Source organism: Streptomyces decoyicus, assembly GCF_019880305.1.
Lineage (GTDB): Bacteria > Actinomycetota > Actinomycetes > Streptomycetales > Streptomycetaceae > Streptomyces > Streptomyces decoyicus.
Genome location: NZ_CP082301.1, coordinates 1456298 through 1482180, shown reverse-complemented (window position 1 = coordinate 1482180; position 25883 = coordinate 1456298). Strand labels below are relative to the sequence as shown.

The 25883-nt window shown below is 70.5% G+C and carries 27 protein-coding genes and 2 tRNA genes; 22 read left to right on the top strand and 7 right to left on the bottom strand.

Annotated features, from left to right (window positions below; all coding sequences use genetic code 11):
- Nucleotides 1–18 precede the first annotated feature (18 nt).
- Nucleotides 19–546, bottom strand: a complete 528-nt coding sequence (locus K7C20_RS06480; RefSeq protein WP_030082992.1) for a DsbA family protein — start codon at nt 544–546, stop codon at nt 19–21.
- A gap of 195 nt (nt 547–741) precedes the next feature.
- Here K7C20_RS06480 and K7C20_RS06475 point away from each other — a divergent pair, with 195 nt between their 5' ends.
- Together K7C20_RS06475 and K7C20_RS06470 are read left to right on the top strand one after the other, a co-directional pair.
- Nucleotides 742–1203 (top strand): hypothetical protein, encoded by a 462-nt coding sequence (locus K7C20_RS06475; protein ID WP_030082990.1) that lies wholly within the window; start codon nt 742–744, stop codon nt 1201–1203.
- A gap of 68 nt (nt 1204–1271) precedes the next feature.
- Nucleotides 1272–1427, top strand: coding sequence for a hypothetical protein (locus tag K7C20_RS06470; RefSeq protein ID WP_018087659.1), 156 nt, complete (start codon nt 1272–1274; stop codon nt 1425–1427).
- A gap of 69 nt (nt 1428–1496) precedes the next feature.
- Here the strand turns inward: K7C20_RS06470 and K7C20_RS06465 are convergent, their stop codons facing one another.
- The gene (locus K7C20_RS06465; protein WP_030082988.1) at nt 1497–2066 is read right to left on the bottom strand and encodes a CGNR zinc finger domain-containing protein; all 570 of its coding nucleotides are present in this window, start codon (nt 2064–2066) and stop codon (nt 1497–1499) included.
- 227 nt (nt 2067–2293) lie between these two features.
- Nucleotides 2294–2707: an SsgA family sporulation/cell division regulator gene (locus K7C20_RS06460; RefSeq protein ID WP_003959770.1), complete on the bottom strand. Its 414-nt coding sequence runs from the start codon at nt 2705–2707 to the stop codon at nt 2294–2296.
- Between the two features lie 189 nt (nt 2708–2896).
- Here K7C20_RS06460 and K7C20_RS06455 point away from each other — a divergent pair, with 189 nt between their 5' ends.
- From K7C20_RS06455 to K7C20_RS06440, 4 genes are all read left to right on the top strand, one after another.
- Nucleotides 2897–3328 (top strand): TIGR02611 family protein, encoded by a 432-nt coding sequence (locus K7C20_RS06455; RefSeq protein WP_030082986.1) that lies wholly within the window; start codon nt 2897–2899, stop codon nt 3326–3328.
- Between the two features lie 54 nt (nt 3329–3382).
- Nucleotides 3383–3454 (top strand) — tRNA-Val (locus tag K7C20_RS06450).
- A gap of 86 nt (nt 3455–3540) precedes the next feature.
- Nucleotides 3541–4002 (top strand): SRPBCC family protein, encoded by a 462-nt coding sequence (locus tag K7C20_RS06445; protein WP_030082984.1) that lies wholly within the window; start codon nt 3541–3543, stop codon nt 4000–4002.
- Between the two features lie 116 nt (nt 4003–4118).
- A tRNA-Val gene (locus K7C20_RS06440) sits at nt 4119–4190 on the top strand.
- Between the two features lie 126 nt (nt 4191–4316).
- Here the strand turns inward: K7C20_RS06440 and K7C20_RS06435 are convergent.
- On the bottom strand, nt 4317–5042 hold the full coding sequence (locus tag K7C20_RS06435) for an exonuclease domain-containing protein (RefSeq protein WP_030082982.1): 726 nt from the start codon (nt 5040–5042) through the stop codon (nt 4317–4319).
- A gap of 199 nt (nt 5043–5241) precedes the next feature.
- Between K7C20_RS06435 and K7C20_RS06430 the strand changes: the two genes are divergently transcribed.
- From K7C20_RS06430 to thrS, 3 genes are all read left to right on the top strand, one after another.
- Nucleotides 5242–5808 (top strand): DUF4365 domain-containing protein, encoded by a 567-nt coding sequence (locus tag K7C20_RS06430; protein WP_030082980.1) that lies wholly within the window; start codon nt 5242–5244, stop codon nt 5806–5808.
- On the top strand, nt 5808–6986 hold the full coding sequence (locus K7C20_RS06425) for a hypothetical protein (protein ID WP_053208446.1): 1179 nt from the start codon (nt 5808–5810) through the stop codon (nt 6984–6986). The genes K7C20_RS06430 and K7C20_RS06425 overlap by 1 nt, the downstream gene beginning before the upstream one ends.
- A 111-nt stretch (nt 6987–7097) precedes the next feature.
- The gene (gene thrS / locus K7C20_RS06420; protein WP_030082976.1) at nt 7098–9077 is read left to right on the top strand and encodes a threonine--tRNA ligase; all 1980 of its coding nucleotides are present in this window, start codon (nt 7098–7100) and stop codon (nt 9075–9077) included.
- A gap of 52 nt (nt 9078–9129) precedes the next feature.
- Here thrS and K7C20_RS06415 read toward each other — a convergent pair whose 3' ends face one another.
- Complete coding sequence (locus K7C20_RS06415) at nt 9130–9771, bottom strand: potassium channel family protein (RefSeq protein WP_030082974.1); 642 nt, start codon at nt 9769–9771, stop codon at nt 9130–9132.
- A 67-nt stretch (nt 9772–9838) separates the two neighbouring features.
- Between K7C20_RS06415 and K7C20_RS06410 the strand changes: the two genes are divergently transcribed.
- The 3 genes from K7C20_RS06410 (at nt 9839) to K7C20_RS06400 (ending at nt 12499) form a co-directional block, all read left to right on the top strand.
- Nucleotides 9839–10396, top strand: a complete 558-nt coding sequence (locus K7C20_RS06410) for an HIT family protein (protein ID WP_030082972.1) — start codon at nt 9839–9841, stop codon at nt 10394–10396.
- Nucleotides 10397–10523: 127 nt separating this feature from the next.
- A complete protein-coding gene (locus tag K7C20_RS06405; protein WP_078952804.1) occupies nt 10524–11300 on the top strand; it encodes a polysaccharide deacetylase family protein in 777 nt (258 codons plus the stop codon).
- Complete coding sequence (locus tag K7C20_RS06400) at nt 11300–12499, top strand: YVTN family beta-propeller repeat protein (RefSeq protein WP_030082968.1); 1200 nt, start codon at nt 11300–11302, stop codon at nt 12497–12499. The genes K7C20_RS06405 and K7C20_RS06400 overlap by 1 nt, the downstream gene beginning before the upstream one ends.
- 66 nt (nt 12500–12565) lie before the next feature.
- On the opposite strand, the gene K7C20_RS06395 is transcribed toward K7C20_RS06400, so the two are convergent.
- Nucleotides 12566–14221, bottom strand: coding sequence for a hypothetical protein (locus K7C20_RS06395; RefSeq protein ID WP_053208444.1), 1656 nt, complete (start codon nt 14219–14221; stop codon nt 12566–12568).
- Nucleotides 14222–14429: 208 nt separating this feature from the next.
- The gene (locus K7C20_RS06390; protein ID WP_053208443.1) at nt 14430–16628 is read right to left on the bottom strand and encodes an elongation factor G-like protein EF-G2; all 2199 of its coding nucleotides are present in this window, start codon (nt 16626–16628) and stop codon (nt 14430–14432) included.
- A 275-nt stretch (nt 16629–16903) separates the two neighbouring features.
- Between K7C20_RS06390 and pgsA the strand changes: the two genes are divergently transcribed.
- The 10 genes from pgsA (at nt 16904) to ruvB (ending at nt 25765) form a co-directional block, all read left to right on the top strand.
- Nucleotides 16904–17560, top strand: coding sequence for a phosphatidylinositol phosphate synthase (gene pgsA / locus K7C20_RS06385; protein WP_030082961.1), 657 nt, complete (start codon nt 16904–16906; stop codon nt 17558–17560).
- Nucleotides 17557–18531, top strand: a complete 975-nt coding sequence (locus K7C20_RS06380; protein WP_053208442.1) for a phosphatidylinositol mannoside acyltransferase — start codon at nt 17557–17559, stop codon at nt 18529–18531. The genes pgsA and K7C20_RS06380 overlap by 4 nt, the downstream gene beginning before the upstream one ends.
- The gene (locus K7C20_RS06375; RefSeq protein WP_053208441.1) at nt 18528–19688 is read left to right on the top strand and encodes a glycosyltransferase family 4 protein; all 1161 of its coding nucleotides are present in this window, start codon (nt 18528–18530) and stop codon (nt 19686–19688) included. Before K7C20_RS06380 ends, K7C20_RS06375 begins: the two co-directional genes overlap by 4 nt.
- Nucleotides 19689–20177: 489 nt before the next feature.
- Entirely contained in the window at nt 20178–20723 is a 546-nt protein-coding gene (locus tag K7C20_RS06370; RefSeq protein WP_030076366.1) for a LemA family protein, read from the top strand.
- Between the two features lie 152 nt (nt 20724–20875).
- The gene (gene pdxS / locus K7C20_RS06365; RefSeq protein ID WP_030076368.1) at nt 20876–21787 is read left to right on the top strand and encodes a pyridoxal 5'-phosphate synthase lyase subunit PdxS; all 912 of its coding nucleotides are present in this window, start codon (nt 20876–20878) and stop codon (nt 21785–21787) included.
- An 8-nt stretch (nt 21788–21795) separates the two neighbouring features.
- Nucleotides 21796–22383, top strand: coding sequence for a pyridoxal 5'-phosphate synthase glutaminase subunit PdxT (gene pdxT / locus K7C20_RS06360; protein ID WP_030076369.1), 588 nt, complete (start codon nt 21796–21798; stop codon nt 22381–22383).
- Between the two features lie 111 nt (nt 22384–22494).
- Nucleotides 22495–23247: a YebC/PmpR family DNA-binding transcriptional regulator gene (locus K7C20_RS06355; protein ID WP_030076370.1), complete on the top strand. Its 753-nt coding sequence runs from the start codon at nt 22495–22497 to the stop codon at nt 23245–23247.
- Nucleotides 23248–23392: 145 nt separating this feature from the next.
- Nucleotides 23393–23971 carry a crossover junction endodeoxyribonuclease RuvC gene (ruvC, locus tag K7C20_RS06350; RefSeq protein ID WP_053208440.1) on the top strand — a complete coding sequence of 193 codons (579 nt, stop codon included), beginning with the start codon at nt 23393–23395 and terminating at the stop codon, nt 23969–23971.
- Nucleotides 23968–24588, top strand: a complete 621-nt coding sequence (ruvA, locus tag K7C20_RS06345; RefSeq protein ID WP_030076375.1) for a Holliday junction branch migration protein RuvA — start codon at nt 23968–23970, stop codon at nt 24586–24588. The genes ruvC and ruvA overlap by 4 nt, the downstream gene beginning before the upstream one ends.
- A gap of 82 nt (nt 24589–24670) precedes the next feature.
- Nucleotides 24671–25765: a Holliday junction branch migration DNA helicase RuvB gene (ruvB, locus tag K7C20_RS06340; RefSeq protein ID WP_030076377.1), complete on the top strand. Its 1095-nt coding sequence runs from the start codon at nt 24671–24673 to the stop codon at nt 25763–25765.
- Nucleotides 25766–25883: the final 118 nt, after the last annotated feature.

Genomic DNA, 25883 nt, shown 5'->3' with positions numbered 1-25883 from the left:
CTGCCCGTGAGGCCCGGCTCAGCCCTGCCCGGCCAGCAGCCGGTCGGCGATCTCCTCGATACGGGCGCGCAGCCCCTCCTGGCTCTTGCCGCCGTCCAGCCGCTCGCCGCCGATCACATACGTCGGCGTCCCGGTCACCCCGATCGCCTTGCCCTCGGCCTGGTCCGCGTCGACGATCAGCAGATGCCGCCCGTCGATCAGCGCGGTGTCCAGCTCCTCGGCGTCCAGCCCCAGCTCTCCGGCGACCTCCAGCAGCAGCTTCTCACCGCGCGCGCCGAGCGCCTCGGTACGCGCCAGCACCGCCTCGATGTACGGCCAGCCCTGCCCCTGCTCGATGGCCTCCTCGGCGGCCTGGGCGGCGACGTAGGCGTGCTTGTGCTTGGGGAGGGGGAAGTGGCGCAGGCGGACGTCCAGCCGGTCGCCGTAGCGCGCCCGCAGCGCCCGCAGGTCCTCCAGGGCGGCATGGCAGTCCGGGCACTGGAGTTCGCACCACACGTCCAGCACGGGGCGGACGGGAGGGGCGGCGGAAGTGGTGGCGTCGTTCATGGCAGCCAGTCTTCCAGCCTTCCCCCGGCTGACGCCGGGTGGCACCCCCGGCCCGGTACCGAACCGGGACCTGGGGAGGAGCGCTACCCCGAGATGTCCCTGAGCCCGCGCCGGAACATGGCCCCCGCGGGGCCGGACAAGGCAGGATGGAAGGGAGCAGAACGCCTGCTCGCCTTTCACCGGCAGGAGGACCGGATGCTGACCTCGACCGTCTGTGCCGCGGTGTCGGCAGCGGGCCTGGGCATCGCCGCGCTGACGGCATACCGCAAGCGGTTCCTGGCCGCGACCCGCATCGCCGCCTTCTCTCTGATCCCCATCGGCCTGGTGATGACGGGCGTCATCGACTGGGTCACCAACATCGTCTTCAAGCCCACGGTCTGGGCCGGATTCGGCGTGCTCGCGCTCTCCGCCGTGCTGTTCATGATCAGCAGGGGAGTGGAGCGCCGCAGGGGCGGGATCGGCAACCGCAAGGAGCGCAAGGCCGCGGCGGCCGACCGGTCCGACGCGGTGGCTCCGGCCGCCTCCGCGCCCTCCCTCGGCGCCGGCCGGGGTGCCGCGCAGCCGGCCGCCAAGGGGAAGGCCGCTCAGGGCAAGGGCGGTGCACCCAAGGATGACTTCTCGGACATCGAAGCGATCCTGAAAAAGCACGGGATCTGATGAACTACCGCTGCTGAGCCGCTTATCGGGCGCATTGGGACGATCATCTGCGTCATGATGCGCCCGAGATGAACGATGAGTGCGCCCTCGCCCAAGACGACGCCCCGTCCCCCGAACCGCGCGGTTGCCTGTTCGCGCTGTCCCAGCCGCCGCTGATGCTCTTCCTCGCCGTCATCGGCTTTCTGCTCCTTCTCGGAGCAGTGCACGACCTCTTTCTCCTGTGAGGCCGGTTCCTCCTGTGGGGCCGGTATGCGCCGGCGCCCCGGGCCCCGACGTGGTGCCACGAAAGGCACTCAGCCCGCCGCGGCCTCCCGCCGCCGTGCCCGGTAGGCCGCGACATGCAGCCGGTTTCCGCAGGTGCGGCTGTCGCAGTAGCGCCGGGAGCGGTTGCGGGAGAGATCGACGAAGGCATGCCGGCAGTCCGGTGCCTCGCAGCGCCGCAGCCGCTCGCGTTCCCCGGCGACGAGGATGAAGGCCAGTGCCATCCCGCCGTCCGCGGCCAGATGTTCGGCGACCGACGCACCCGGCGCGAAGTAGTGGACGTGCCAGTCGTACCCGTCGTGATCGGTCAGCTGCGGTGTGGTGCCCGCCGAGGCGACCAGCGAGTTCAGCTGGTCGGCCGCGGTGCGGTCGTCCTCCGCCGCGAAGATCTTCGCGAACCGTGCGCGGACGGACCGTACGGCCGCCAGGTCGCCCGCACCGAGCGCGCCCACATCGCTGACGTCGTTGCGCTGTACGAACTCCTCGAGGGCCGCGAGGTCGGTCAGGCTGTCCGGCGCTCCGGGCGCTTCGCCTTCCGGGGCGGTGTTCAGCAGATCGACGACCGCCTCCAGCGCGCACCGGGTGTCATGGCTGATCATCACGGTTCCGCTCCCTGGCAGGGTGGGGCCGGACGGGTACCGCCCCCGGTGTGGTTGCCGAATGGTCGCCGACTCTAGCGCTTGGAACAAGCTTCAGCGCCGACTCCGCGGTGGGTCCGCGGCGACGACGCCGAAGTGTGCCGTATGAACTTGTCGGTCCTGCGCCGTCTCCCCGAGTCGGACGGACGCAAGTGTGAGCGGGTGGGTGCTTTCGGTAACCGTGCTGCGTCTCAGCTCTCCGCAAGGATGTGGGAGAGCTCGGTGTCGAGATCGAAATGCCGGTGCTCCGTACCGGGTGGCACGGCGGCATCGGTCCTTTTGAGGAACGACTCGAGGGCCCGTGCGGGCGCCTCGAGCAGGGCTTCGCCTTCCGGCGAGCTCAGGGCGATGCAGACAACGCCCTGTCCGTGGCTCCGGGACGGCCATACGCGGACGTCTCCGGTGCCCGTGGGCCGGTGCAGGCCCTCGGCGAGGAGGTCGCGGGCAAAAACCCACTCGACGGTCTCCTCGGCTCCGGTGTGGAAGGTGGCATGCACGGCATAAGGATCGGCCGTGTCATACCGCAGGCCCGCGGGTACAGGCAGTGAGGACTCGCTCGACACAACGAGGCGCAGGTGCAGCTCGCAGCTGACCGTGGTGTTCATAAGCGCCAGGGCCTTTCGCTCAGTGTGCGCTCGGGGATTCGCACGTCGGCGAAATCGACATGCCACCTACGGTGCCGTTGTAAACCCCTCTGACGGTTTTGTGTGGCTTCAGGTACCTCTTCCGGCGGATTGCGAGATCGTCCTCGGTGGTAATTCCGCGGACCCATCCCGTCCGGTAAGTTTGTGAGTATGAATACGCAGAGTAACGGGGGGCCGGGAACGGTGGAGGAGGACGCCGCTCCGGCCGAGCAGCCGCTCGGTTCGAGAGCGCCGCACTTCATCAAGCGCTCCCGGCCGCTCCACGTGAGCTGGCAGGTCGGAGTCTTCGTCGTCGGTCTCGCGGTCGTGGTGGCCGGCGTGATCATGCTGCCGCTGCCGGGACCGGGCTGGCTGGTGATCTTCGGCGGTATGGCGATCTGGGCGACGGAATTCGTCTGGGCCCAGCTGGTGCTGCGCTGGACCAAGCGGAAGGTCACGGAAGCGGCCCAGAAGGCGCTCGACCCCAAGGTGCGGCGGCGCAACATCATTCTCACCACCATCGGACTGGTGATCATCGCCGCGGCGCTCGCGGTCTATGTCTGGAAGTTCGGTTTCGCGATGCCGTGGAACGTCTCCGAGTGACACCGTCATGGTCAGAAGTGCCCGCCGACGTGGGGTAATGTTGGCGGTGCGCCCGGGCGATTAGCTCAGTGGGAGAGCGCTTCGTTCACACCGAAGAGGTCACTGGTTCGAACCCAGTATCGCCCACCCCGGACGACGGCCCGGAGACTTCAAGTCTCCGGGCCGTCGCTGTTGTTGGGTGTCCGCATCACCGTGGGGCGCACACTGGGATCATGCCCGACTGGTCACGCAGACTGCACCGCTACCGCTTCCGCAGCGTCTGGCTGCTCAACGCCCCGCCGACCGTCGTCTACGCCGTCCTCGAACGCGCCGAGGCATACCCCCGGTGGTGGCCGCAGGTTCGCGAGGTCAACCCGCTCGACGACCGCAGTGGCACCGCCCGTTTCCGTTCGCTGCTGCCGTACGACCTGACCGTGGTGGCGACCGAGCGTCTGCGGGACCCGGGCGCGGGGGTGCTGGAGATCGGGATGCGCGGAGATCTGGCCGGCTGGGCGCGCTGGACCGTGGTGCCCGGTGCCGGCGGCACCCGTGCCGTCTTCGAGCAGGACGTGGAGGTCTGCAAGCCGCTGCTGCGGCGGTTCGCGCTGCTGGGGCGGCCGGTGTTCCTCGCCAATCACGCGCTGATGATGCGGTCCGGGCGCCGCGGTCTGGCCGCCTGGCTGGCCCGCGGATGAGTACCCGGGCCGCCCCTGCGCGGGCGCCCGGGACCACGGCGGAACAGGAATTTGATGGAAGGCCCGGCCTGCCTGTATTGTTCAGGTCGTTCGCGAGGGAAACCTCGCCGACACCCGGGCGATTAGCTCAGTGGGAGAGCGCTTCGTTCACACCGAAGAGGTCACTGGTTCGAACCCAGTATCGCCCACCGGGATCAAGAACCGGGCCGCCAAAAAGCGGCCCGGTTCTTTTTGTTGGAGGAACTGGGAAGAACGCGGCACCGGGAATTCCGGCCGGTGCCTTTGCCGCTCGGACCGGAATTGCTGATGGGGGATCAGGCCGCGGCGGGGAGTCCGGGACGCAGCGGCCAATGCGGATCGACGACCTCCGGATTGCCGCTGCGGGCGAACCACGCCTGGAGCCCGCGGGCCTGGGCCGCGTACCAGACCGCCTGGCGGGTGTGCAGCTCCGGCGGATGCAGCCCCTCCAGGCGGTCGGCGAAGCGCTGCCCCAGGGCCCGGACGACGTGCAGCGCGGCGAGCGCGTCGGCGGCCGCCTCATGGGCATCGTCCAGCTCGACCTCGTAATGGGCACACAGGTCGGTGAGCGTGCGGCGGCCCTTGCGGTAGCGGTCCAGGTGCTTGTCGAGGACGCGGGGATCGAGGACGTGCAGCGGATGGCCGCCCAGATAGGTGTCGAGCGAGCTGGCGCGATGCCGCTTCAACTCGCGCTCCAGGAGCGTCAGGTCGAACGGGGCATTCATCACGACCAGCGGCCGGCCGGCCACCGACTGGGCGGCCAGGGCGCGCGCGACCTCCTCCAGCACCGGCGCGGGCCAGCGGCCGTGCAGTGCGAGATGGTCGGCCGTCAGGCCGTGCACCGCCGTCGCGGCCTCGGGTATCTCGACGCCGGGGTTGATCAGCCAACGGGTGACCCGGGGCGCGGAGCGCGGCGTCTCCTGGACCACCAGGGCGGCGGAGACGATGCGGTCACGCTCGACGTCGACGCCCGTGGTCTCGGTGTCGAAGGCGGCAAGCGGTCCGTCATACCAGCACGGCATCATCCCAACTCCTCGCGCTCGTACGGGGGATGACGTGCACGCCACCCGAGCTGGTGATACCCGACTCGCCCGGTGCTCGAACCGTCTTTGTTTGCGGACCACTTGACGCGGAGACAACCAGAGGGACGGGCCGGCACGCTCCGCCTTCTCCCCGTCGTCCACACGCATCGATCGGCACAGCCCGGAAGGCATCCCCGCGATGACGCTCGCGCAGCCCGAACCGGGCGGGCTGCTGCCCCAGCTGACAACACCGCAGCGCGGCGGACTCGCCACCACTGCTTGCATGGAGACCCTCCAGGTGGGCTATCTGCACGCGGTCGCCGCCGCCTCCGGATGTTCGCTGGCGCAGCCCTTCCCGGACAACGGAATCGACTGGCACGTCAGCCATGGCGCGCCCGGTCACACCGTCGACGACGAAGTGACCATCAAGGTGCAGCTCAAGTGCACCTACCAGACCGCCCCCCGCCCGCCGGGGCCGACCTTCGCCTTCATGCTCGACAACGACCATCTGGTGAAGCTGGCCCGTACGCCCGTATCGGTACACAAGATCCTGGTCGTGATGCTGGTCCCGCGGACCCAGGACGACTGGCTGCGGGCCTCCCACGACCGTCTCGCACTGCGGCACTGCTGCTACTGGATCAATCTGGCCGGCCATCCGGTGACCGGCCGGCGCAGGACCACCGTGCGGATCCCGACCGCGCGGATCTTCGACGACCGAGCGCTCTGCGAGATCATGACGCGGGTCGGGGCGGGAGGGAGACCCTGATGTACCGGCCGACCGACGATTACGACGCGCGGCTCCTGGATCCCGCGCGGCTCGATCCGGCGGTGCTCAGCGCGCTGCTGGCCCGGCACGGCTGGCGGCGCCGGGGCGGGGCCGCGGGTCACTATGCCCGGTGGACACCGCCCGGCGGTGCCGGCGGCACCAGCCTGCTGGTGCCGCACGACCGCCGCTTCCCCGACAGCGGGGAGTTGCTCGTGGAGGCGCTGGCGGCGCTGGCGCAGAGCTCCTCGCCCTCCGCCCGCGAGGTGCTGGTGGGGCTGGCGGTGCCCAGCGACGAGGTGCGCTGGGAGCGCGAGGTCCCCGACGGCGGCTCGGGGGCCGCGTACTGGGTCGCACAGGAGCAGCTGCGCGGCGCGGCCCGCTCGATGCTGATCGCCGGGGCGCTGGGGACGTACGGCCGGGCCGGCTACTACGGCGCCCGGCACAAACGGCAGGCCGAGGGGTTCATGGCCGAGGTGCTGGTCGGCCCGGCGGCGGCCGGGCGCCGGCTGACCGCGTTCGTCCCGGTGCGCGGCGGGCGCGGTACGGTCGCCGGGCTCCAACGGGCACTGCACGCGGCCCGCGACGCCACCGACTACCAGCGGGCCACCGGCGGGATGGAGGCCTTCGATGCGGCCGTCGAGCTGGGGGTCTGCCATGAGCTGGTCCAGGCACTGATCGCGCTGGTGCGGGACGCGGAGGGGGTGCGGATCGCGGTCGAGTGGTCGCCCGGGTCCGGCGCCCCGGCCGGCTGCCCGGCCCGGCCCGAACCGGTGGAGTTCTCGGCCGGCGATCTGCCCGCGTTGCAGCAGGCCGCCCAGCGCTATGTCCGCGACGAGCCCTCGCTGCCGGTACGGGTGACCGGGGCGGTGATACGGCTGCGCAGGGAGCGGCCTGACGGGCCCGGCACGGTGCGGCTGCGGGTGATCACCGGCGCGGACGTGGTGCAGGTACGGGTCGCGCTGGGGGAGGAGGACTACCGCATCGCCGCGCATGCGCACCTGGTGGGGCTGCCGGTCCGGGTGAGCGGGCGGCTGGAGAGCAGGGGCGGGTTCCGCCGGATCACCGGCGGCCGCGGTGTCACGCCCGTACAGGTCGACGAGGCGGAGCGGGACCGGCTGCTGAAGTCGCTCCAGGAGAATCTCGACTTCTTCGAGGAGGCCTGCGGGGCGGAGGAATAGCGGCTGCGAGCCGGGGGTGGTGAAACCGTTTCGCGGTCAGGTCGGGTGGCTCGGTACGATTCGGCTGCGCAGCAATCGCTGACGTGAAGAGACATGAGTCAGGAGAGACCGGTGTCAGACGTCCGTGTGACCGTCCAACGCGATTCCGAGCGGGAAGAACGCGTGGTGACCACGGGGACTACGGCCGCCGACCTCTTCCAGGGCGAGCGCAGTGTCGTGGCCGCGCGGGTGGCCGGGGAGCTGAAGGACCTGGCGTACGAGGTCGCGGACGGTGACGCGGTCGAGCCCGTCGAGATCACCTCCGAGGACGGCCTGAACATCCTCCGGCACTCCACCGCGCATGTGATGGCGCAGGCCGTGCAGGAGCTGTTCCCGGAGGCCAAGCTCGGTATCGGCCCGCCGATCAAGGACGGCTTCTACTACGACTTCGACGTCGAGACCCCGTTCCACCCCGACGATCTCAAGCGCATCGAGAAGAAGATGCAGGAGATCCAGAAGCGGGGCCAGAAGTTCGCGCGCCGTGCGGTGGCCGACGACGCCGCCCGCGAGGAGCTGGCCGACGAGCCGTACAAGCTCGAGCTGATCGGGCTCAAGGGCTCCGCCGCGGACGCCGCCGAGGGTGCGTCCGCCGAGGTCGGCGCCGGTGAGCTGACCATCTACGACAACCTCGACGCCAAGACCGGCGAGCTGTGCTGGAAGGACCTGTGCCGCGGTCCGCACCTCCCCAGCACCCGCGCCATCCCCGCGTTCAAGCTGATGCGCTCGGCCGCCGCGTACTGGCGCGGCAGCGAGAAGAACAAGCAGCTCCAGCGGATCTACGGCACCGCCTGGCCCACCAAGGACGAGCTCAAGGCGCATCTGGAGTTCCTCGCCGAGGCCGAGAAGCGCGACCACCGCAAGCTCGGTGCCGAGCTGGACCTGTTCTCCGTTCCCGAGGACATCGGCTCGGGGCTGGCGGTCTTCCACCCCAAGGGCGGCATCATCCGCCGGGTCATGGAGGACTACTCCCGCCGGCGCCACGAGGAGTCGGGCTACGAGTTCGTCTACACCCCCCACGCCACCAAGGGGAAGCTGTTCGAGAAGTCGGGCCACCTGGACTGGTACGCCGACGGCATGTACCCGCCCATGCAGCTCGACGAGGGCGTGGACTACTACCTCAAGCCCATGAACTGCCCGATGCACAACCTGATCTTCGACGCGCGCGGCCGCTCGTACCGTGAACTGCCGCTGCGCCTCTTCGAGTTCGGGACCGTGTACCGGTACGAGAAGTCCGGTGTCGTGCACGGCCTGACCCGCGCCCGCGGCTTCACCCAGGACGACGCGCACATCTACTGCACCAAGGAGCAGATGGCGGACGAGCTGGACGCCACGCTCACCTTCGTGCTCGACCTGCTGCGCGACTACGGTCTGACCGACTTCTACCTGGAGCTGTCGACCAAGGACCCGGAGAAGTTCGTCGGCTCGGACGAGGCCTGGGAGGAGGCCACCGAGACGCTGCGGAAGGTCGCCGAGAAGCAGGGGCTGCCGCTGGTCCCGGACCCGGGCGGCGCCGCGTTCTACGGGCCGAAGATCTCCGTGCAGACCAAGGACGCCATCGGCCGTACCTGGCAGATGTCGACCGTCCAGCTGGACTTCAACCTGCCGGAGCGGTTCGACCTGGAATACACCTCGGCGGACGGTTCCAAGCAGCGTCCGGTCATGATCCACCGCGCGCTGTTCGGCTCGATCGAGCGGTTCTTCGCGGTGCTGCTGGAGCACTACGCGGGGGCGTTCCCGGCGTGGCTGGCGCCGGTCCAGGCGACCGGGATCCCGATCGGCGACGCGCATGTCCCGTACCTCCAGGAGTTCGCGGCCGAGGCGAAGGCCAAGGGACTGCGGATCGAGGTGGACTCCTCCTCGGACCGGATGCAGAAGAAGATCAGGAACGCCCAGAAGGCCAAGGTCCCGTTCATGATCATCGCCGGTGACGAGGACGTGGCCAACGGCGCGGTCTCCTTCCGTTACCGCGACGGGTCGCAGAAGAACGGCATCCCGCGCGATGAGGCGATCGCCGAGATCCTCGACGTCGTGGAGCGCCGCGTCCAGGTGTGACGCCCGGCTGAGCACGAGGCCCCGGAGAGCGACCTGCTCTCCGGGGCCCTAGTCATTTCTCGCCCTCCTGCCGGAAGCGGCGCAGCAGGTAGGAGGAGAAAGAGCCCACCACCGCTCCCACCAGGGCCACCCCGGCGAACATCAGCCCCACCGCGATGACCCGGCCGCGCGGCGTGACGGGGGTGGCGTCGCCGTACCCCGTCGTCGTCAGGGTCGAACTGGCCCACCACACCGCGTCACCGAAGGTGTGGATGTTGGCGCCCGGGGCGGACCGCTCGTCGTGGTAGACCGCCAGGCTGGCGGCGAAGCCCAGCAGCAGCGAGGTGAGCCCGGTGTACGCCATCACCCGCGCTTCGAGGACGAGCCGGGGATGGTCCCTGCGCCGCTGCATCCGCTCGTGCATGTCGATGAGCCGCAGCGGCCGCAGCAGGGGCAGTACGGTCACGACCAGATCCAGCCAGCGGGTGCGCAGGAAGTGCCGCCGGTCGTTGCTGAACGCCAGCCGCGCCAGATATTCGACGACGAAGAAGCTCCAGCTGACGATGGTGACCAGCTCCCACCAGACCTGCCAGCCGGGGGAGAGGCCGGGGACCAGGACCCGGACCGCGTAGGAGGTGAGGAAGAGGAGCGAGGCGCCGAGGAGATACGGCTGGGCGGTTTCCTCCCAGTCCCACAGCCGCTGTTCCCTGTCCACCGGCTCAGCATCGCGGAGCGGGTCGCGGTATACGCCCCAACGACACGGCGCCAACGGGCGAAGCCATATGCTGGCCCGTATGACAAGCGAGCCGGAGCAGCAGATCGGAGTCGGGACGCAGGACGCCTTCCAGCGCCTGTGGACGCCCCACCGGATGGCTTACATCCAGGGGGAGAACAAGCCGACCGGCCCGGGGGCCGGCGACGGCTGTCCGTTCTGCGCGATCCCCGCGAAGTCGGACGAGGACGGCCTCGTGATCGCGCGCGGCGAGTATGTCTACGCGGTGCTCAATCTGTACCCGTACAACGGCGGTCACCTCATGATCGTCCCGTTCCGCCATGTCGCCGACTACACGGAGCTGGACGGGCCGGAGACCGCGGAGCTGGCCGAGCTGACGAAGCATGCGATGACCGCGCTGCGCACCGCGTCCGGGGCGCACGGCTTCAACATCGGGATGAACCAGGGCACCGTCGCCGGCGCCGGGATCGCGGCCCATCTCCACCAGCATGTCGTCCCGCGCTGGGGCGGTGACACCAACTTCATGCCGGTGGTCGGCCACACCAAGGTGCTGCCCCAACTCCTCGCCGACACGCGGGCGATGCTCGCCGACGCCTGGCCCGTGTAGGGCGCCTGCGGCCCTCGCCCGGGACCGGATTCCGAGGCGACACGCACCAGGGTGAATCAGGCGGATCACCCTAATTGGGATTAGTTGCCTCTCTAATGGGGTCGTGACTTCCCTAGATCGTCGCTCCGTGCTGCGTGCGGCCGCCTCGGCCGCGGCCGCCGGGGCGCTGGTGTCGGGCTGCGACCCGCACCGGGATGTGGACTCCGGCGCCGTACGGTCCGCCGGCGGGCCGAGCCCCTCCCGGGCGGGCCATGCCCCGCCCGCCCGGGCCCGCGCCGCCCGTCCGCCGACCAGGGTGCCCGGCCTGCCCGTACAGATCGCACACGGGCCGCGGAACGGCCGGGCAGTCGCGCTGACCTTCCACGGCAGGGGCGACCCCAAGATGGCGACCGCCCTGCTCGGCGAGGCCGAGCGGGCCGGAGCCAAGGTCACCGTGCTCGCCATCGGCGACTGGCTCGACGAGCAGCCCGCGATGGCCCGCCGAATCCTCGACGGCGGCCATGAGCTGGGCAATCACACCATGCACCACCGCAATATCTGCGCCCTGCCGGCTGCCGAGGCATACGCCGAGATCAGCCGGTGCGCCGACCGGCTGCGCGCTCTCACCGGCACCATCGGTAGCTGGTTCCGTCCCTCGCAGGCCCGGCGGGCCACGGACCTGGTGGCCGGGCTGGCCCGCAAGGCCGGCTATCCGCATGTCCTGTCCTACGACGTGGACTCCCTCGACGCGAACGACCCCGGCGCCCCGGCCGTCCAGCGCACGGTCCTGGACGCCGTCGAACCGGGCTCGGTCGTGAGCCTCCACCTCGGGCACGCCGGCACGGTGGCCGCGCTGCCCCCGATCCTCGACGGCCTCCGCCGACGCGGTCTGCGCGCGGTGACGACAACGGAGCTAGTGACCTGATGGCTGACCGGAACCGTACCCACGACCGTCCAAGCCTGCGCCGCCACCGGGCCGCCCTGCTCGCCGTGGCCTGCGCGCTGGTGGCGGCGGGCTGTGGCAGCGGCGAGAGCAAACCGGCCGCGCACAGCCCGCGGCCGGTCGAACGCGCGCCGGTCGAGGCCGCAAAGCCGGGCCTGCCGGGGATGCCGCCGCTGCTGGACGAGCATGACCTCTACGCGGCGGACCGGCCGGGCAAGCTGGCGCCGCAGGTCAAGGACTTCCCCTCGCGGATCTATGTCCCCAACACCGGCTCCGACACGGTCACTGTCATCGACCCGAAGACCTACAAGGTCATCGAGACCATTCCGGTGGGGGTGCAGCCGCAGCACGTCGTGCCGTCCTGGGATCTGAAGACGCTCTGGGTCAACAACAACCGGGGGCACGACCTCACCCCCATCGACCCCGCGACCGGCAAGGCCGGCAAGCCCGTCAAGGTCCACGACCCGTACAACCTCTACTTCACGCCCAACGGGAAGTACGCCATCGTGATGGCCTCGATGGACCGTCGGCTGGTCTTCCGCGACCCGCACACCATGGAGGTCCGCAAGACGCTGCCGGTCGGCTGCGCGGGCGTCAACCACGCCGACTTCTCGCCGGACGGGCGGTACTTCATCGTCTCCTGCGAGTTCTCCGGTGAGCTGCTCAAGGTCGACACCGAGAAGATGAAGGTCATCGGTCAGGAGAAGCTGCCGTTCGAGGGGGCGATGCCGCAGGACGTGAAGATCTCCCCGGACGGCAGGACCTGGTACGTCGCCGACATGATGGCCGACGGCATCTGGGTCCTCAACGGCGACACCTTCTCCCGGCCCAGGCTCATGCCGACCGGCAAGGGGGCCCACGGCCTCTACGTCAGCCGCGACTCGCGCTATATGTACGTCTCCAACCGCGGCGAGGGCTCCGTCTCCCGGCTCGACTTCAAGACCGGCTCGCTCGTGGGCAAGTGGCGCATCCGCGGCGGCGGCAGCCCCGACATGGGCGGACTGTCCACCGACGGCAAGGTCCTGTGGCTGTCCGGCCGCTACAACTCCGAGGTCTATGCGCTGGACACCCGTACCGGCAAGACCCTGGCCAAGATCCCCGTCGGCCAGGGCCCGCACGGACTGGCGGTCTACCCGCAGCCGGGGCGGTACTCCCTGGGGCACACGGGCATCTTCCGCTAGGGCCTGACCCCAAGGGGGCCTCCACACGAGAGGCCCTGGCCCACGCGCCCCAGGGGCAGGCGATTCCTAGGCGTTGTACTCGTCGGCCTTCTGCGGCTCCACGCCCTGGATCATGCCGCTGAGCACCAGGGAGCGGTTGGTGAAGCGCTCGGTGTCCACGCCGTTCTCCTTGAGGACGCTCATCGCGGCGGCGTGGACCGTGCGCAGCACCGGGGGCGCGGCGCGCAGCGCGTCATCGGCCATGAAGCGGTGGCGCCAGGGCTTGTCGGCCCAGACGTGCCGCAGGCCGAACGGCTCGGGGAGGGTCAGCTTGCCGCCGAGGAAGTCCAGCACCGGCGGGAACCAGGTCAGCGGGGCGCGCGCGGCGAGCCGGACCACCTCTTGCGGCTCGATGAGCGGGAGGTGCTGGGTCTTGGTCTCCCAGAACTTGACGACCTTGGAGACTTCCTTGGTCTTGGGCTCCGGCTTGGTCGTGAACAGTCCGTTGACCGGGCCGAGGGCATGGCCGGTCACCTCGATGCGCAGGGTCTCGTGCAGCACCGTGACGGTGATCATCAGAGTGATCACCAACTGGCCGTCCCACAGGACGAACTGGACGCCGAGGTAGTGGCGGTTCCCGCTGCCGAACTGCTGCTCGTTGCAGATCCGCTCTATCTCGTGCCCACGGATCTGGAACGTCTCCACATGGGTGCCCTCGGGGCGGGTGACGGCGGCGGCCTTCTCGCCGACCGGCGAGACGATCCAGTGGCGGACGGAGGGAGTGGGGAATCCGCCGGTGTGCAGCGGGCTGCGCTCCAGCAGCCGCAGCTTGTCGTGGATCGCCCGGATGACGTCCCAGCTGCGGAACGGGTGGATCTCGCTGCCTTCGTGCGCCGGCGTGAGCTCCTCGGCGAGCTGCCAGCTGCCCCAGCGCGTACCCATGCCGAGTATGCCCTTGGGGCCGGCGTAGAAGACGACGTTGCTGCTCTGCTCCGCGGAGATTTTGGCGAGATTCTGCCGGAGGGTCTCGGCGGCGATCTGGTTCGGGTCCTGGGGCACCGCCTCGGGGATCTTCGCGGCCACGCCGCCGCCCTCGAGCAGCCCCTTCCAGGACTCCCGCATGGCCACCGCGGTCTTCTCGCAGATCTGCTTGGCCAGCCACCAGCCGACCACCGGGACGACGACCGCGGCGCGGGCGTACATCGGCCAGAAGCCGTTGAGCGGCAGCTTGATCATGAAGAACAGGCCGACGCCCGCCAGCAGCGTCAGCAGCACCCCGCCGATCAGCGAGAGACCGCTGCCCACACCGTCCTTGGAGAGCATCTTGCGCAGCTGGAAGACGCCCAGCCACACCAGCACGCCGGGCAGGAACAGCACCCCGAACAGCACCATCAGCAGCGTCAGCTTGGCATCCCGCTGCTTGCGGACGCGGGTGGCGGACAGACAGTGCTCGACGATGGTCTGCGGCTCGGTCCCGAAGGACTGGATGAGCGCGGCGCGGCCGCCGCCGAGCATCCGCACCTGCACGGCGCGTGAGAAAGCCTCGCCGAGATTGGGCGCGAACAGCGACAGCTTGGGCTTCTTGATGGCGGACTTGCCGGAGTCGGAGTCCGCCTTGGAGATGTCGGCGAGCGGGCTGTCGCGGTAGGCGGCCGAGGCCAGTGCCTGGGTCGCCGCCGTCTGCCCGGCACTCCCCGAAAGCGGGACCTGCGCCCCGGGACTGAAGTCAAAGCCGTCTGCCACTACCGCCCCCACACCCAACGCATCCGATGATGCGGCTCTTCCCTGCTTCTGCTGACGGCACACCTGCTGAGAGCTGTGTTCGAGCCCGTGACCTCGTGTCCTGGCGCCGGGCCCCCGGGCCGACGGCAGGCTCTCAGCGTACAGCCGCCGCCCGGCCCGAGGGAGTTGAGCGGGACAGCGGCTGCGCCAACGGCTGATCCGCCGTTAACTATGCGCCGTTCTCGGCTTGTTCCCGCCACTTGTCGGCGAGCTGCTGCGGCATCGGCTCATGCCGCAGGTGGGCGCGGGAGAACCGCCCGGCGCCGTGCGAGAGGGAGCGCAGATCGATGGCGTACCGGTCGATCTCGATCTCGGGCACCTCGGCGCGCACCACCGTGCGGCCCGAGCCTGACTGTTCGGTGCCCACGACCCGGCCACGGCGCCCCGAGAGGTCGCTCATCACCTGGCCGACGAAATCGTCCGGAACCATCACGCTCACCTCGGACACCGGTTCGAGGAGCTCGATCCGGACCTCGCCGGCGGCTTCGCGCAGTGCCAGTGCGCCCGCCATCTGGAAGGCGGCGTCCGAGGAGTCGACCGAGTGCGCTTTGCCGTCGAGCAGTGTGACGCGGATGTCGACGAGCGGATGCCCGGCGGCGACCCCGCGCGCGGCCTGGGCGCGTACGCCCTTCTCCACGGACGGGATGAACTGCCGGGGCACCGCGCCGCCCACGACCTTGTCCACGAACTCGATGCCGGAGCCGCCCGGCAGCGGTTCGACCTGGATCTCGCAGATCGCGAACTGGCCGTGGCCGCCGGACTGTTTCACATGGCGCCCGCGGCCCGCGGCGGGCGCACCGAAGGTCTCCCGGAGCGACACCTTGTGCGCGACCGCGTCCACCTGGACGCCGTAGCGGGCCCGCAGCCGCTCCAGCGCGACATCGACATGCGCCTCGCCGAGGCACCACAGGACCACCTGATGGGTGTCCTGGTTGTGCTCCAGGCGCATCGTCGGGTCCTCCGCGACGAGGCGGGCCAGGCCCTGCGACAGCTTGTCCTCGTCGGCCTTGCTGTGTGCCTGGATGGCGACCGGCAGCAGTGGGTCCGGCATCGTCCAGGGCTCCATCAGCAGCGGGCTGCCCTTGCCGGACAGGGTGTCCCCGGTCTCGGCGCGGGTCAGCTTCGCCACACAGGCCAGATCGCCGGCGATCGCCTTGGACAGCGGGCGCTGCTGTTTGCCGAACGGGGTGGACAGCGCGCCGACCCGCTCGTCGACGTCATGGTCCTCGTGGCCCCGGTCCTCCAGCCCGTGGCCGGAGACATGCACCGTCTCGTCCGGGCGCAGGGTGCCGGAGAAGACGCGGATCAGGGAGATCCGGCCGACGTACGGGTCGGAGGAGGTCTTGACCACCTCGGCCGCGAGCGGACCGTCGGGGTCACAGCTCAGTGCCGGGCGCGGGTCGCCGTCCGGGCTGGTCACGGTGGGTGTCTCGCGCTCCGCGGGGGTCGGGAAGCCGCCGCTGATCAGCTCCAGCAGTTCGACGGTGCCCAGCCCCTGTTTGGAGCCCTCGGCGGCCGGGGCCGCGGCCAGCACGGGGTGGAACGTGCCGCGGGCGACCGCCGTCTCCAGGTCCCCGATGAGGGTCTTGACGTCGATCTCCTCGCCGCCGAGGTAGCGGTCCATCAAGGACTCGTCCTCGCTCTCGGCGATGATCGCCTCGATGAGGCGGTTGCGGGCCGCCTCGATCTGCGGCAGCTCGTCCTCCTTGGGGGCGCGTTCGGTGCGCTCGCCGGAGGAGTAGTCGAAGACCCGTTGTGTGAGCAGGCCGATCAGGCCGTGGACGGGGGCGTGGCCGTCGGCGCCCGGCGTTCCGTACAGCGGAAGGTAGAGGGGGACGACGGCGTCCGGGTCCTCGCCGCCGAACGACGCCCGGCAGCGCTCGGTCATCTCGTCGAAGTCGGAGCGGGACGCCTCGAGGTGGGTGATGACCAGCGCGCGCGGCATGCCGACGGCCGCGCACTCGTCCCAGACCATCCGGGTCGCGCCGGCCACGCCGTCGGCCGCCGAGACAACGAAAAGGGCCGCGTCCGCAGCGCGCAGACCGGCCCTGAGTTCCCCGACGAAATCGGCGTATCCGGGGGTGTCCAAGATATTGATCTTGACTCCGCCCCAGTCGACCGGGACCAGGGAGAGCTGTACGGAGCGTTGCTGGCGGTGCTCGATCTCGTCGTAATCGGACAGACAGCCGCCGTCCTCGACCCGGCCCGCCCGGTTGACCGCGCCGGATGCCAGCGCGAGGGCCTCGACCAGGGTGGTTTTTCCCGATCCGGAGTGGCCGACCAGCACCACATTCCGCAGGGCCGTGGGCTGGCCGGCCGTTGATGCCCTGCCGGCGGCTCCCGGGTGTGTACTCGATTTCTCGCTCATGTGTCTCGCCTCCAGGTCGACACTTTGCGGTGATTCGAGCTTTCCACCGAGGTCATGCTGCGTCCATACGTGGCACACGGGAGCCGGTGCTCCCAAGGGTCCTGTGCACCGCCCGCGGGGCCCGCGGGCGCGCCCGACGGCGCGCGGCGGCGGCCCCGAGCCGTGGGATGCGCTCTGCGCCGCGATGCGTTCGTGGAGGCCCCAGACCTCCTGGCTACGATGGGCGCGCCGGTGGCCCATCGACCGCGCGGCCCGTATCGACCTCCGGGAAGGCCATGCTGAACAAGTACGCGCGTGCTTTCTTCACGCGTGTTCTCACGCCGTTCGCCGCCCTGCTCATCCGTATCGGCGTCAGCCCGGACGCGGTCACCCTCGTCGGGACCGGAGGCGTGGTCGCCGGTGCCCTGGTCTTCTACCCGCTGGGCGAATTCTTCTGGGGCACGGTCGTCATCACCCTGTTCGTCTTCTCCGACCTGGTCGACGGCAACATGGCACGGCAGCTGGGCCGCTCCAGCCGCTGGGGGGCCTTTCTCGACTCCACCCTCGACCGGGTCGCCGACTCGGCGATCTTCGGCGGGCTCGCCCTCTGGTACGCGGGGCGCGGCGACAGCCTGATGCTCTGCGCGATGGCGATCTTCTGCCTCGCCAGCGGCCAGGTGGTCTCGTACACCAAGGCGCGCGGCGAGGCCATCGGGCTGCCGGTGGATGTCAACGGCCTGGTGGAGCGCGCCGAGCGGCTGGTCATCACGCTGGTCGCCTGCGGCTTGTCGGGTCTGCACGTCTTCGGGGTGCCCGGCGTCGAGATTCTGCTGCCGATCGCCCTGTGGGTCGTCGGTATCGGCAGCGCCGTCACCCTCGGCCAGCGTGTGGTGACGGTACGACGGGAGTCGGCCGAGGCCGATGCCATGGCACAAGGGGGAAACAGCGCATGAGTCCACGCGAGACCCGCCGTCCGCGGTTCGACACCGACAAACTGGCGGACGCGCTCTACGCGCTGGGCTGGAGCACCGTCAAGAAACTGCCCGAGGGCGTGGCCGTACGGCTCGGCCGCCGGATCGCCGACACGGCCTGGAAGCGCCGGGGCAAGGGCGTCCTGCGCCTGGAGGCGAACCTCGCCCGCGTCGTCCCGGACGCCGCACCGCAGCGGCTCGCCGAGCTCTCCCGGGCCGGAATGCGCTCGTACATGCGCTACTGGATGGAGTCCTTCCGGCTGCCGGCCTGGAGCAAGGACCGGATAAGGACCGGCTTCATGCCGGAGGACGTGTACCACCTGGAGGACGGCCTCAAGAGCGACCGCGGCGTCGTCCTCGCCCTGCCGCACATGGGCAACTACGACCTCGCCGGTGCCTGGGTCACCACCAAACTCGGTGTCCCCTTCACCACCGTCGCCCAGCGCCTCAAGCCGGAATCCCTCTACGACCGCTTCGTCGCCTACCGCGAGGGCCTGGGCATGGAGGTGCTGCCGCACACCGGCGGCTCGGCCTTCGGCACGCTCGCCCGCCGGTTGCGGGCCGGTGGCCTGGTCTGCCTGGTCGCCGACCGTGACCTGTCCGCCTCCGGGATAGAGGTCAAGTTCTTCGGCGAGGCGACGAAGATGCCGGCCGGGCCCGCGGTGCTCGCCCTCCAGACCGGTGCGATGCTGCTGCCCGTCACCCTCTGGTACGACGACACCCCCGTGATGCGCGGCCGCGTCCACCCGGAGATCGAGGTACCGGAGACCGGCACCCGCGCCGAGAAGGCCGCCCATATGACCCAGGCGCTCGCCGACGCCTTCGCCTCCGGCATCGCCGACCACCCCGAGGACTGGCACATGCTTCAGCGGCTCTGGCTCGCCGACCTGGAGCCGCGCGAGGAGTCCGGCGCACCGGGCGGCCCCGAGGCGCCCGGAACGGAGACCGCGTGAAGATCGGCATCGTCTGCCCGTACGCCTGGGACGTCCCCGGCGGCGTGCAGTTCCACATCCGGGACCTGGCCGACCACCTGATCCGCCTCGGCCACGAGGTATCGGTGCTGGCCCCCGCCGACGACGAGACCCCGCTCCCGCCGTACGTCGTCTCCGCAGGCCGAGCCGTTCCCGTCCCGTACAACGGCTCGGTCGCCCGCCTCAACTTCGGCTTCCTCTCCGCCGCCCGGGTACGCCGCTGGCTTCAGCACGGCGCCTTCGACGTCATCCACATCCACGAACCGGCCTCGCCCTCGCTCGGCCTGCTCGCCTGCTGGGCCGCCCAGGGCCCGATCGTGGCGACCTTCCACACCTCCAACCCGCGCTCGCGGGCGATGATCGCCGCGTACCCGATACTCCAGCCCGCCCTGGAGAAGATCAGCGCACGCATCGCGGTGAGCGAGTACGCCCGCCGCACGCTCGTCGAACACCTCGGCGGCGACGCGGTGGTGATCCCCAACGGCGTGGACGTCGACTTCTTCGCCTCCGCCGAGCCCAAGGCCGAGTGGCAGGGCAAAACGATCGGCTTCATCGGCCGTATCGACGAACCGCGCAAGGGCCTGCCGGTCCTGGTGAAGGCGCTGCCCGCGATCCTCGCCGAGGTACCGGACGCCCGGCTGCTCGTCGCCGGACGGGGTGACGAGGAGGAGGCGGTCGCGGCGCTGCCTGCCGAGATGCGCTCCCGGGTCGAATTCCTCGGCATGGTCAGCGACGAGGACAAGGCCCGGCTGCTGCGCAGCGTCGATGTCTATGTCGCGCCCAACACGGGCGGCGAGTCCTTCGGCATCATCCTCGTCGAGGCGATGTCGGCCGGGGCGCCCGTACTGGCCAGCGACCTCGACGCCTTCGCCCAGGTCCTCGACCAGGGCGAGGCGGGCGAACTGTTCACCAACGAGGACGCCGATGCGCTTGCCGCTGCGGCGGTACGACTCCTCGGCGACCCGGCGCGCCTCGCCGAGCTGCGTGAGCGCGGCGCCCGCCATGTGCGTCGCTTCGACTGGACCACCGTCGGCGCCGACATCCTCGCCGTCTACGAGACGGTCACCACGGGCGCAGCCTCCGTGGCCGCCGACGAACGAATGGGCCTACGGGCGCGGCGGTGGCTGGCGAAGGATTGACGTTCCGCTGCGCTTTGCCTTGCTTCCCACGTTTTTGGCTGTCCCGCCGTAGGGGTTGTCCGCCGTTGCGCCTGCGGCGGGCCTCTCCGCTGCGCTTTGCTTGTGGCCCACGTTTTTGGCTTTCCCGCCGTGGTGGTTGTCCGCCGTTGCGCCTGCGGCGGGCGGGTGGGTGTCGGGTGCGGTGACGGCCCTACGGACTTCGTCCTTCGGTCCGTCCCCTCCCGTGGAGGGAGAAAGTGAATGTGGGTGGGGGCGGGCCACTCGGTCGTCTGTCTGATCCACGAGGGGCGCCGGGCCGGCTACGTGCACCCCCACCGGCCTTCTCCCACCCCCCAACCGCAGGACGAAGTCCGGAGGAGCGGCACCGCACCCGGCAGCCCCGCGCAGCGACCCCGGCCCGCCGCAGGCGCAACGGTGAACAACCCCCACGGCGGGAAAGCCAAAAACGTGGGGAAAAGCCGAGCGCGCAAGCGCGTATGGTGACTCGCCGTGACCACGTTCATCTGGATCGCCGCCGCGATCGTCCTCATCGGTATCTATCTGAGCTGGACGGCCGGCCGCCTCGACCGCCTGCACGCCCGCATCGACGCGGCCAGGGCGGCCCTCGACGCCCAGCTGCTCCGGCGGGCGTCCGTCGCGCAGGAGGTGGGCACCTCGGGGATCCTCGATCCGGCCGCCTCGATCGTCCTCTACCAGGCCGCGCACGAGGCCCGGCAGGCCGAGGAGGACCACCGGGAGGTCGCGGAGAGTGAGCTGAGCCAGGCCCTGCGGGCCATCTTCGACGAGGAGGCGCAGCTGGAGGCCGTACGGGAGGCGCCCGGCGGGGAGCAGACGGTCACCGAACTCACCGCCGCGGTGCGCCGCGTCCCGATGGCGCGCCGCTTCCACAACGACGCCGTACGGGCGGCCCGCGCGGTCCGCCGCCACCGGGTGGTGCGCTACCTCCGGCTCGCCGGCCATGCGCCCTTCCCGCTGGCCTTCGAGATGGACGACGAGCCGCCGGCCGTCCTGGACGACCGCTCGGCCGGGAACTGAGCCGGGAGGCGGGGCCCGGCGTACGAGCGCCGGAGGCTGCGACTCCCAGCGGTGACGAGCCACTGACCTCTAATTGGCCCTTTCCCCGGGCCACTGACTAACGGTTGTGTGGGCGCAGCAGTACAGCCACCCGCATTGAGTGAGGTCAAACCGTGTCCAGCACGCCCACCACGCCCCAGAACCCCGAGACCGGAACCGCGCGCGTCAAGCGCGGAATGGCCGAGCAGCTCAAGGGCGGCGTGATCATGGACGTCGTCACGCCGGAAGAGGCGAAGATCGCCGAGGACGCGGGCGCCGTCGCCGTCATGGCCCTGGAGCGGGTCCCCGCCGACATCCGCAAGGACGGCGGCGTGGCCCGGATGTCGGACCCCGACATGATCGACGGCATCATCAGCGCCGTCTCCATCCCGGTCATGGCCAAGTCCCGAATCGGCCACTTCGTCGAGGCGCAGGTCCTCCAGTCGCTGGGTGTCGACTACATCGACGAGTCCGAGGTCCTCACCCCGGCCGACGAGGTCAACCACTCCGACAAGTGGGCGTTCACCACCCCCTTCGTGTGTGGTGCCACCAACCTGGGCGAGGCCCTGCGCCGGATCACCGAGGGCGCGGCCATGATCCGCTCGAAGGGCGAGGCCGGCACCGGCAACGTCGTCGAGGCGGTGCGCCACATGCGCCAGATCAAGGGCGAGATCGCCCGGCTGCGCGGCTACGACCACAACGAGCTGTTCGCCGCCGCCAAGGAGCTGCGCGCCCCGTACGAGCTGGTCAAGGAGGTCGCCGAGCTCGGCAAGCTGCCGGTCGTGCTGTTCTCCGCCGGTGGTGTCGCCACCCCGGCCGATGCCGCGCTGATGCGTCAGCTCGGCGCCGAGGGCGTGTTCGTCGGCTCCGGCATCTTCAAGTCCGGCGACCCCGCCAAGCGCGCCGCCGCGATCGTGAAGGCCACCACCTTCTACGACGACCCGAAGGTCATCGCGGAGGTCTCCCGCAACCTGGGTGAGGCCATGGTCGGCATCAACTGCGACACCCTCCCCGAGGCCGAGCGCTACGCCAACCGCGGCTGGTAGGAACGTAGATGAGCACCCCCACCATCGGTGTGCTGGCCCTCCAGGGTGACGTCCGCGAGCATGTCAAGGCGCTCGCGGACGCCGGTGCCCTGGCCCGGCCGGTGCGCCGCCCCGAGGAGCTGGACGAGGTCGACGGCCTGGTCATACCGGGCGGCGAGTCCACCACGATGTCCAAACTGGCGATCGTCTTCGGCATGCTGGAGCCGCTGCGCGCCTTCGTCGCCGCGGGCAAGCCGGTCTACGGCACCTGCGCCGGCATGATCATGGTCGCGGACAAGCTGCTGGACGCCCGTGAGGACCAGGAGACGTTCGGCGGCATCGACATGATCGTGCGCCGTAACGCCTTCGGGCGGCAGAACGAGTCGTTCGAGGCGGCCATCGACGTCACCGGGATCCCCGGCGGACCGGTCGAAGGCGTCTTCATCCGGGCGCCCTGGGTCGAGTCGGTCGGTGGCGCGGTCGAGGTCCTGGCGACGTACGACGGGCACACCGTGGCCGTGCGGCAGGGTAACGTCCTCGCCACGTCCTTCCACCCGGAGCTCACCGGCGACCACCGGGTCCACGCCCTGTTCGTGGACATGGTGCGGCGCGCTTAGGGCTCCGCCCCGTGGTGGCCGGGCGACGGGTGGGAGTGACACCGTGTGACCTGTCCCCGGTAGGATCTAGGCGTTCGTTTCAGACGTTGGTTACGCGAAGGAGACAGGCGGATGTCCGGCCACTCTAAATGGGCTACGACGAAGCACAAGAAGGCCGTGATCGATGCCAAGCGCGGCAAGCTCTTCGCGAAGCTGATCAAGAACATCGAGGTCGCGGCGCGTACCGGCGGTGCCGACCCGGACGGAAACCCGACCCTCTTCGACGCCATCCAGAAGGCCAAGAAGAGCTCGGTGCCCAACAAGAACATCGACTCCGCGGTCAAGCGCGGTGCGGGTCTCGAAGCCGGCGGCGCCGACTACGAAACCATCATGTACGAGGGGTACGGCCCCAACGGTGTCGCGGTGCTCATCGAGTGCCTCACCGACAACCGCAACCGTGCCGCCTCGGACGTCCGCGTCGCCATGACCCGCAACGGCGGTTCGATGGCCGACCCGGGTTCGGTGTCGTACCTGTTCAACCGCAAGGGCGTGGTGATCGTCCCCAAGGGTGAACTGACCGAGGACGACGTCCTGGGCGCGGTCCTGGACGCCGGCGCCGAGGAGGTCAACGACCTCGGCGAGTCCTTCGAGGTGCTCAGCGAGGCCACCGACCTGGTCGCGGTCCGCAGCGCCCTCCAGGAGTCCGGTATCGACTACGACTCCGCCGACGCCAACTTCGTCCCGACCATGCAGGTCGAGCTGGAGGAAGAGGGCGCGCGCAAGATCTTCAAGCTGATCGACGCGCTGGAGGACAGCGACGACGTGCAGAACGTCTTCGCCAACTTCGACGTCTCGGACGATGTGATGGCCAAGGTCGACGCCTGAGGGGCGTGGCACGCTCGGTCGACTGACGGGCCGACGGGGACACACCCCGTCGGCCCGTCGGTTTGTCAGTGGCAGCCACTACTGTGCTGATCAGGGGGCATCCGCTCTCTGATCACGAACAGGACAGTGCGAGGGGCGGGGACCGATGAAGGTGCTGGGGGTGGACCCGGGGCTGACGCGCTGCGGGGTCGGCGTGGTCGACGGGGTCGCGGGGCGCCCGCTGACGATGGTCGGCGTGGGCGTCGTCCGCACTCCCGCGGACGCCGATATCGCCCTCCGTCTCGTCGAGATCGAGCGCGGGATAGACGCCTGGCTCGACGAGCACCGCCCGGAGTACGTCGCCGTGGAGCGCGTCTTCAGCCAGCACAACGTCCGTACGGTCATGGGCACCGCCCAGGCCAGCGCGGTCGCCATGCTGTGCGCGGCGCGCCGCGGGCTGCCGGTCGCGCTGCACACCCCCAGCGAGGTCAAGGCCGCCGTCACCGGGTCGGGACGGGCCGACAAGGCCCAGGTCGGCGCGATGGTCACGCGCCTGCTGCGGCTCGACGCGCCGCCGAAGCCGGCCGACGCCGCCGATGCCCTGGCCCTCGCCATCTGTCACATCTGGCGCGCCCCCGCGGTCAACCGCCTCCAGCAGGCGCATGCCGCGGCCCGCCGCGCCGCTCCCGCCACCATCCCGTCCTCCGGCCCGCGCCGGGCGACTCCCCAGAAGGGCACCCGATGATCGCCTTCGTCTCCGGCCCGGTCGCGGCCCTCGCCCCGGACACCGCCGTCGTCGAGGTCGGCGGTATCGGCATGGCCGTCCAGTGCGCACCGAACACCCTGTCCACCCTCCGGATCGGACAGCAGGCCAAGCTCGCCACCTCCCTCGTCGTCCGCGAGGACTCACTCACGCTCTACGGCTTCGCCGACGACGACGAGCGGCAGACCTTCGAGTTGCTCCAGACCGCCAGCGGCGTCGGCCCCCGGCTCGCCCAGGCGATGCTGGCCGTGCACTCCCCGGACACCCTGCGCCTCGCCGTCTCGACCGGCGACGAGAAGACCCTGACCGCCGTTCCGGGCATCGGCAAGAAGGGCGCACAGAAGCTGCTCCTGGAGCTCAAGGACCGGCTCGGGGAGCCGGTGGGCACCGGCCGCGCGGGCGTCGGCAGCGCCGTCACGGCCGGCTGGCGCGACCAGCTGCACGCCGCCCTGATCGGCCTCGGCTATGCCACCCGCGAGGCGGACGAAGCGGTCACCGCGGTCGCCCCGCAGGCCGAGGCGGCCGTGGCCGAGGGCGGCACGCCCCAGGTGCCGCAGCTGCTCAAGGCCGCCCTGCAGACCCTCAACCGGGCGCGATGACCGCCGCCGGCCGGGCTCCGCGCCCCCGACCGTACGACCACGCAGGCGGCCCGGCCGCCCCGACCCCGCGAGGCAATCCGCAGTGAACTGGGACGACACCGCACCGCACAGCACCGCCGAGGAGACCGCCACGGGCGCCCCCGACCGGTTGGTGGGGGCCGACGCGGACGGCGAGGACACCGCCGTCGAGGCCGCGCTGCGGCCCAAGGACCTCGAGGAATTCGTCGGCCAGGAGCGGGTGCGCGAACAGCTCGACCTGGTGCTGCGGGCCGCCCGCGCCCGCGGCGCCACCGCCGATCATGTCCTGCTGTCCGGGGCGCCTGGCCTCGGCAAGACGACCCTCTCGATGATCATCGCCGCCGAGATGGGCGCCCCGATCCGGATCACCTCCGGCCCCGCCATCCAGCACGCCGGAGACCTCGCCGCGATCCTCTCCTCCCTCCAGGAGGGCGAGGTCCTCTTTCTCGACGAGATCCACCGGATGTCCCGGCCCGCCGAGGAAATGCTCTACATGGCCATGGAGGACTTCCGCGTCGACGTGATCGTCGGCAAGGGCCCGGGAGCCACCGCCATCCCCCTCGAACTCCCCCCGTTCACCCTGGTCGGCGCCACGACCCGGGCCGGTCTGCTGCCGCCCCCGCTGCGCGACCGCTTCGGCTTCACGGCCCATATGGAGTTCTACGCCCCCGCCGAGCTGGAGCGGGTCATCCACCGCTCGGCCGGGCTGCTGGACCTGGACATAGAACCCGAGGGCGCCGCCGAGATCGCCGGCCGCTCCCGCGGCACGCCCCGTATCGCCAACCGCCTGCTGCGCCGCGTCCGCGACTACGCCCAGGTGAAGGCCGACGGCTTGATCACCCGCGAGATCGCCTCCCAGGCCCTCGGGGTCTACGAGGTCGACGCCCGCGGCCTGGACCGTCTCGACCGCGCCGTGCTCACGGCCCTGCTCAAGCTGTTCGGCGGCGGTCCGGTGGGCCTGTCCACCCTCGCGGTCGCGGTGGGGGAGGAGCGCGAGACCGTCGAGGAGGTCGCCGAGCCCTTCCTCGTACGGGAAGGGCTGCTGGCCAGGACCCCCAGAGGCCGGATCGCGACCCCAGCGGCGTGGGCCCATCTGGGACTCGTGCCGCCGCAGCAGCAAGCGGGCGGAAGCGGGCAGCAGGGCTTGTTCGGGGCCTGACGGCGCGGGGACTCGCCCGGTCAGGAACTGCGGTGCGATGCTGGGCGTTGTTCCACTGGTGGGGACTCGCTTAGACTCCGCCGATGCCATCCGTATGGACGGCATACCCACCCCCGTA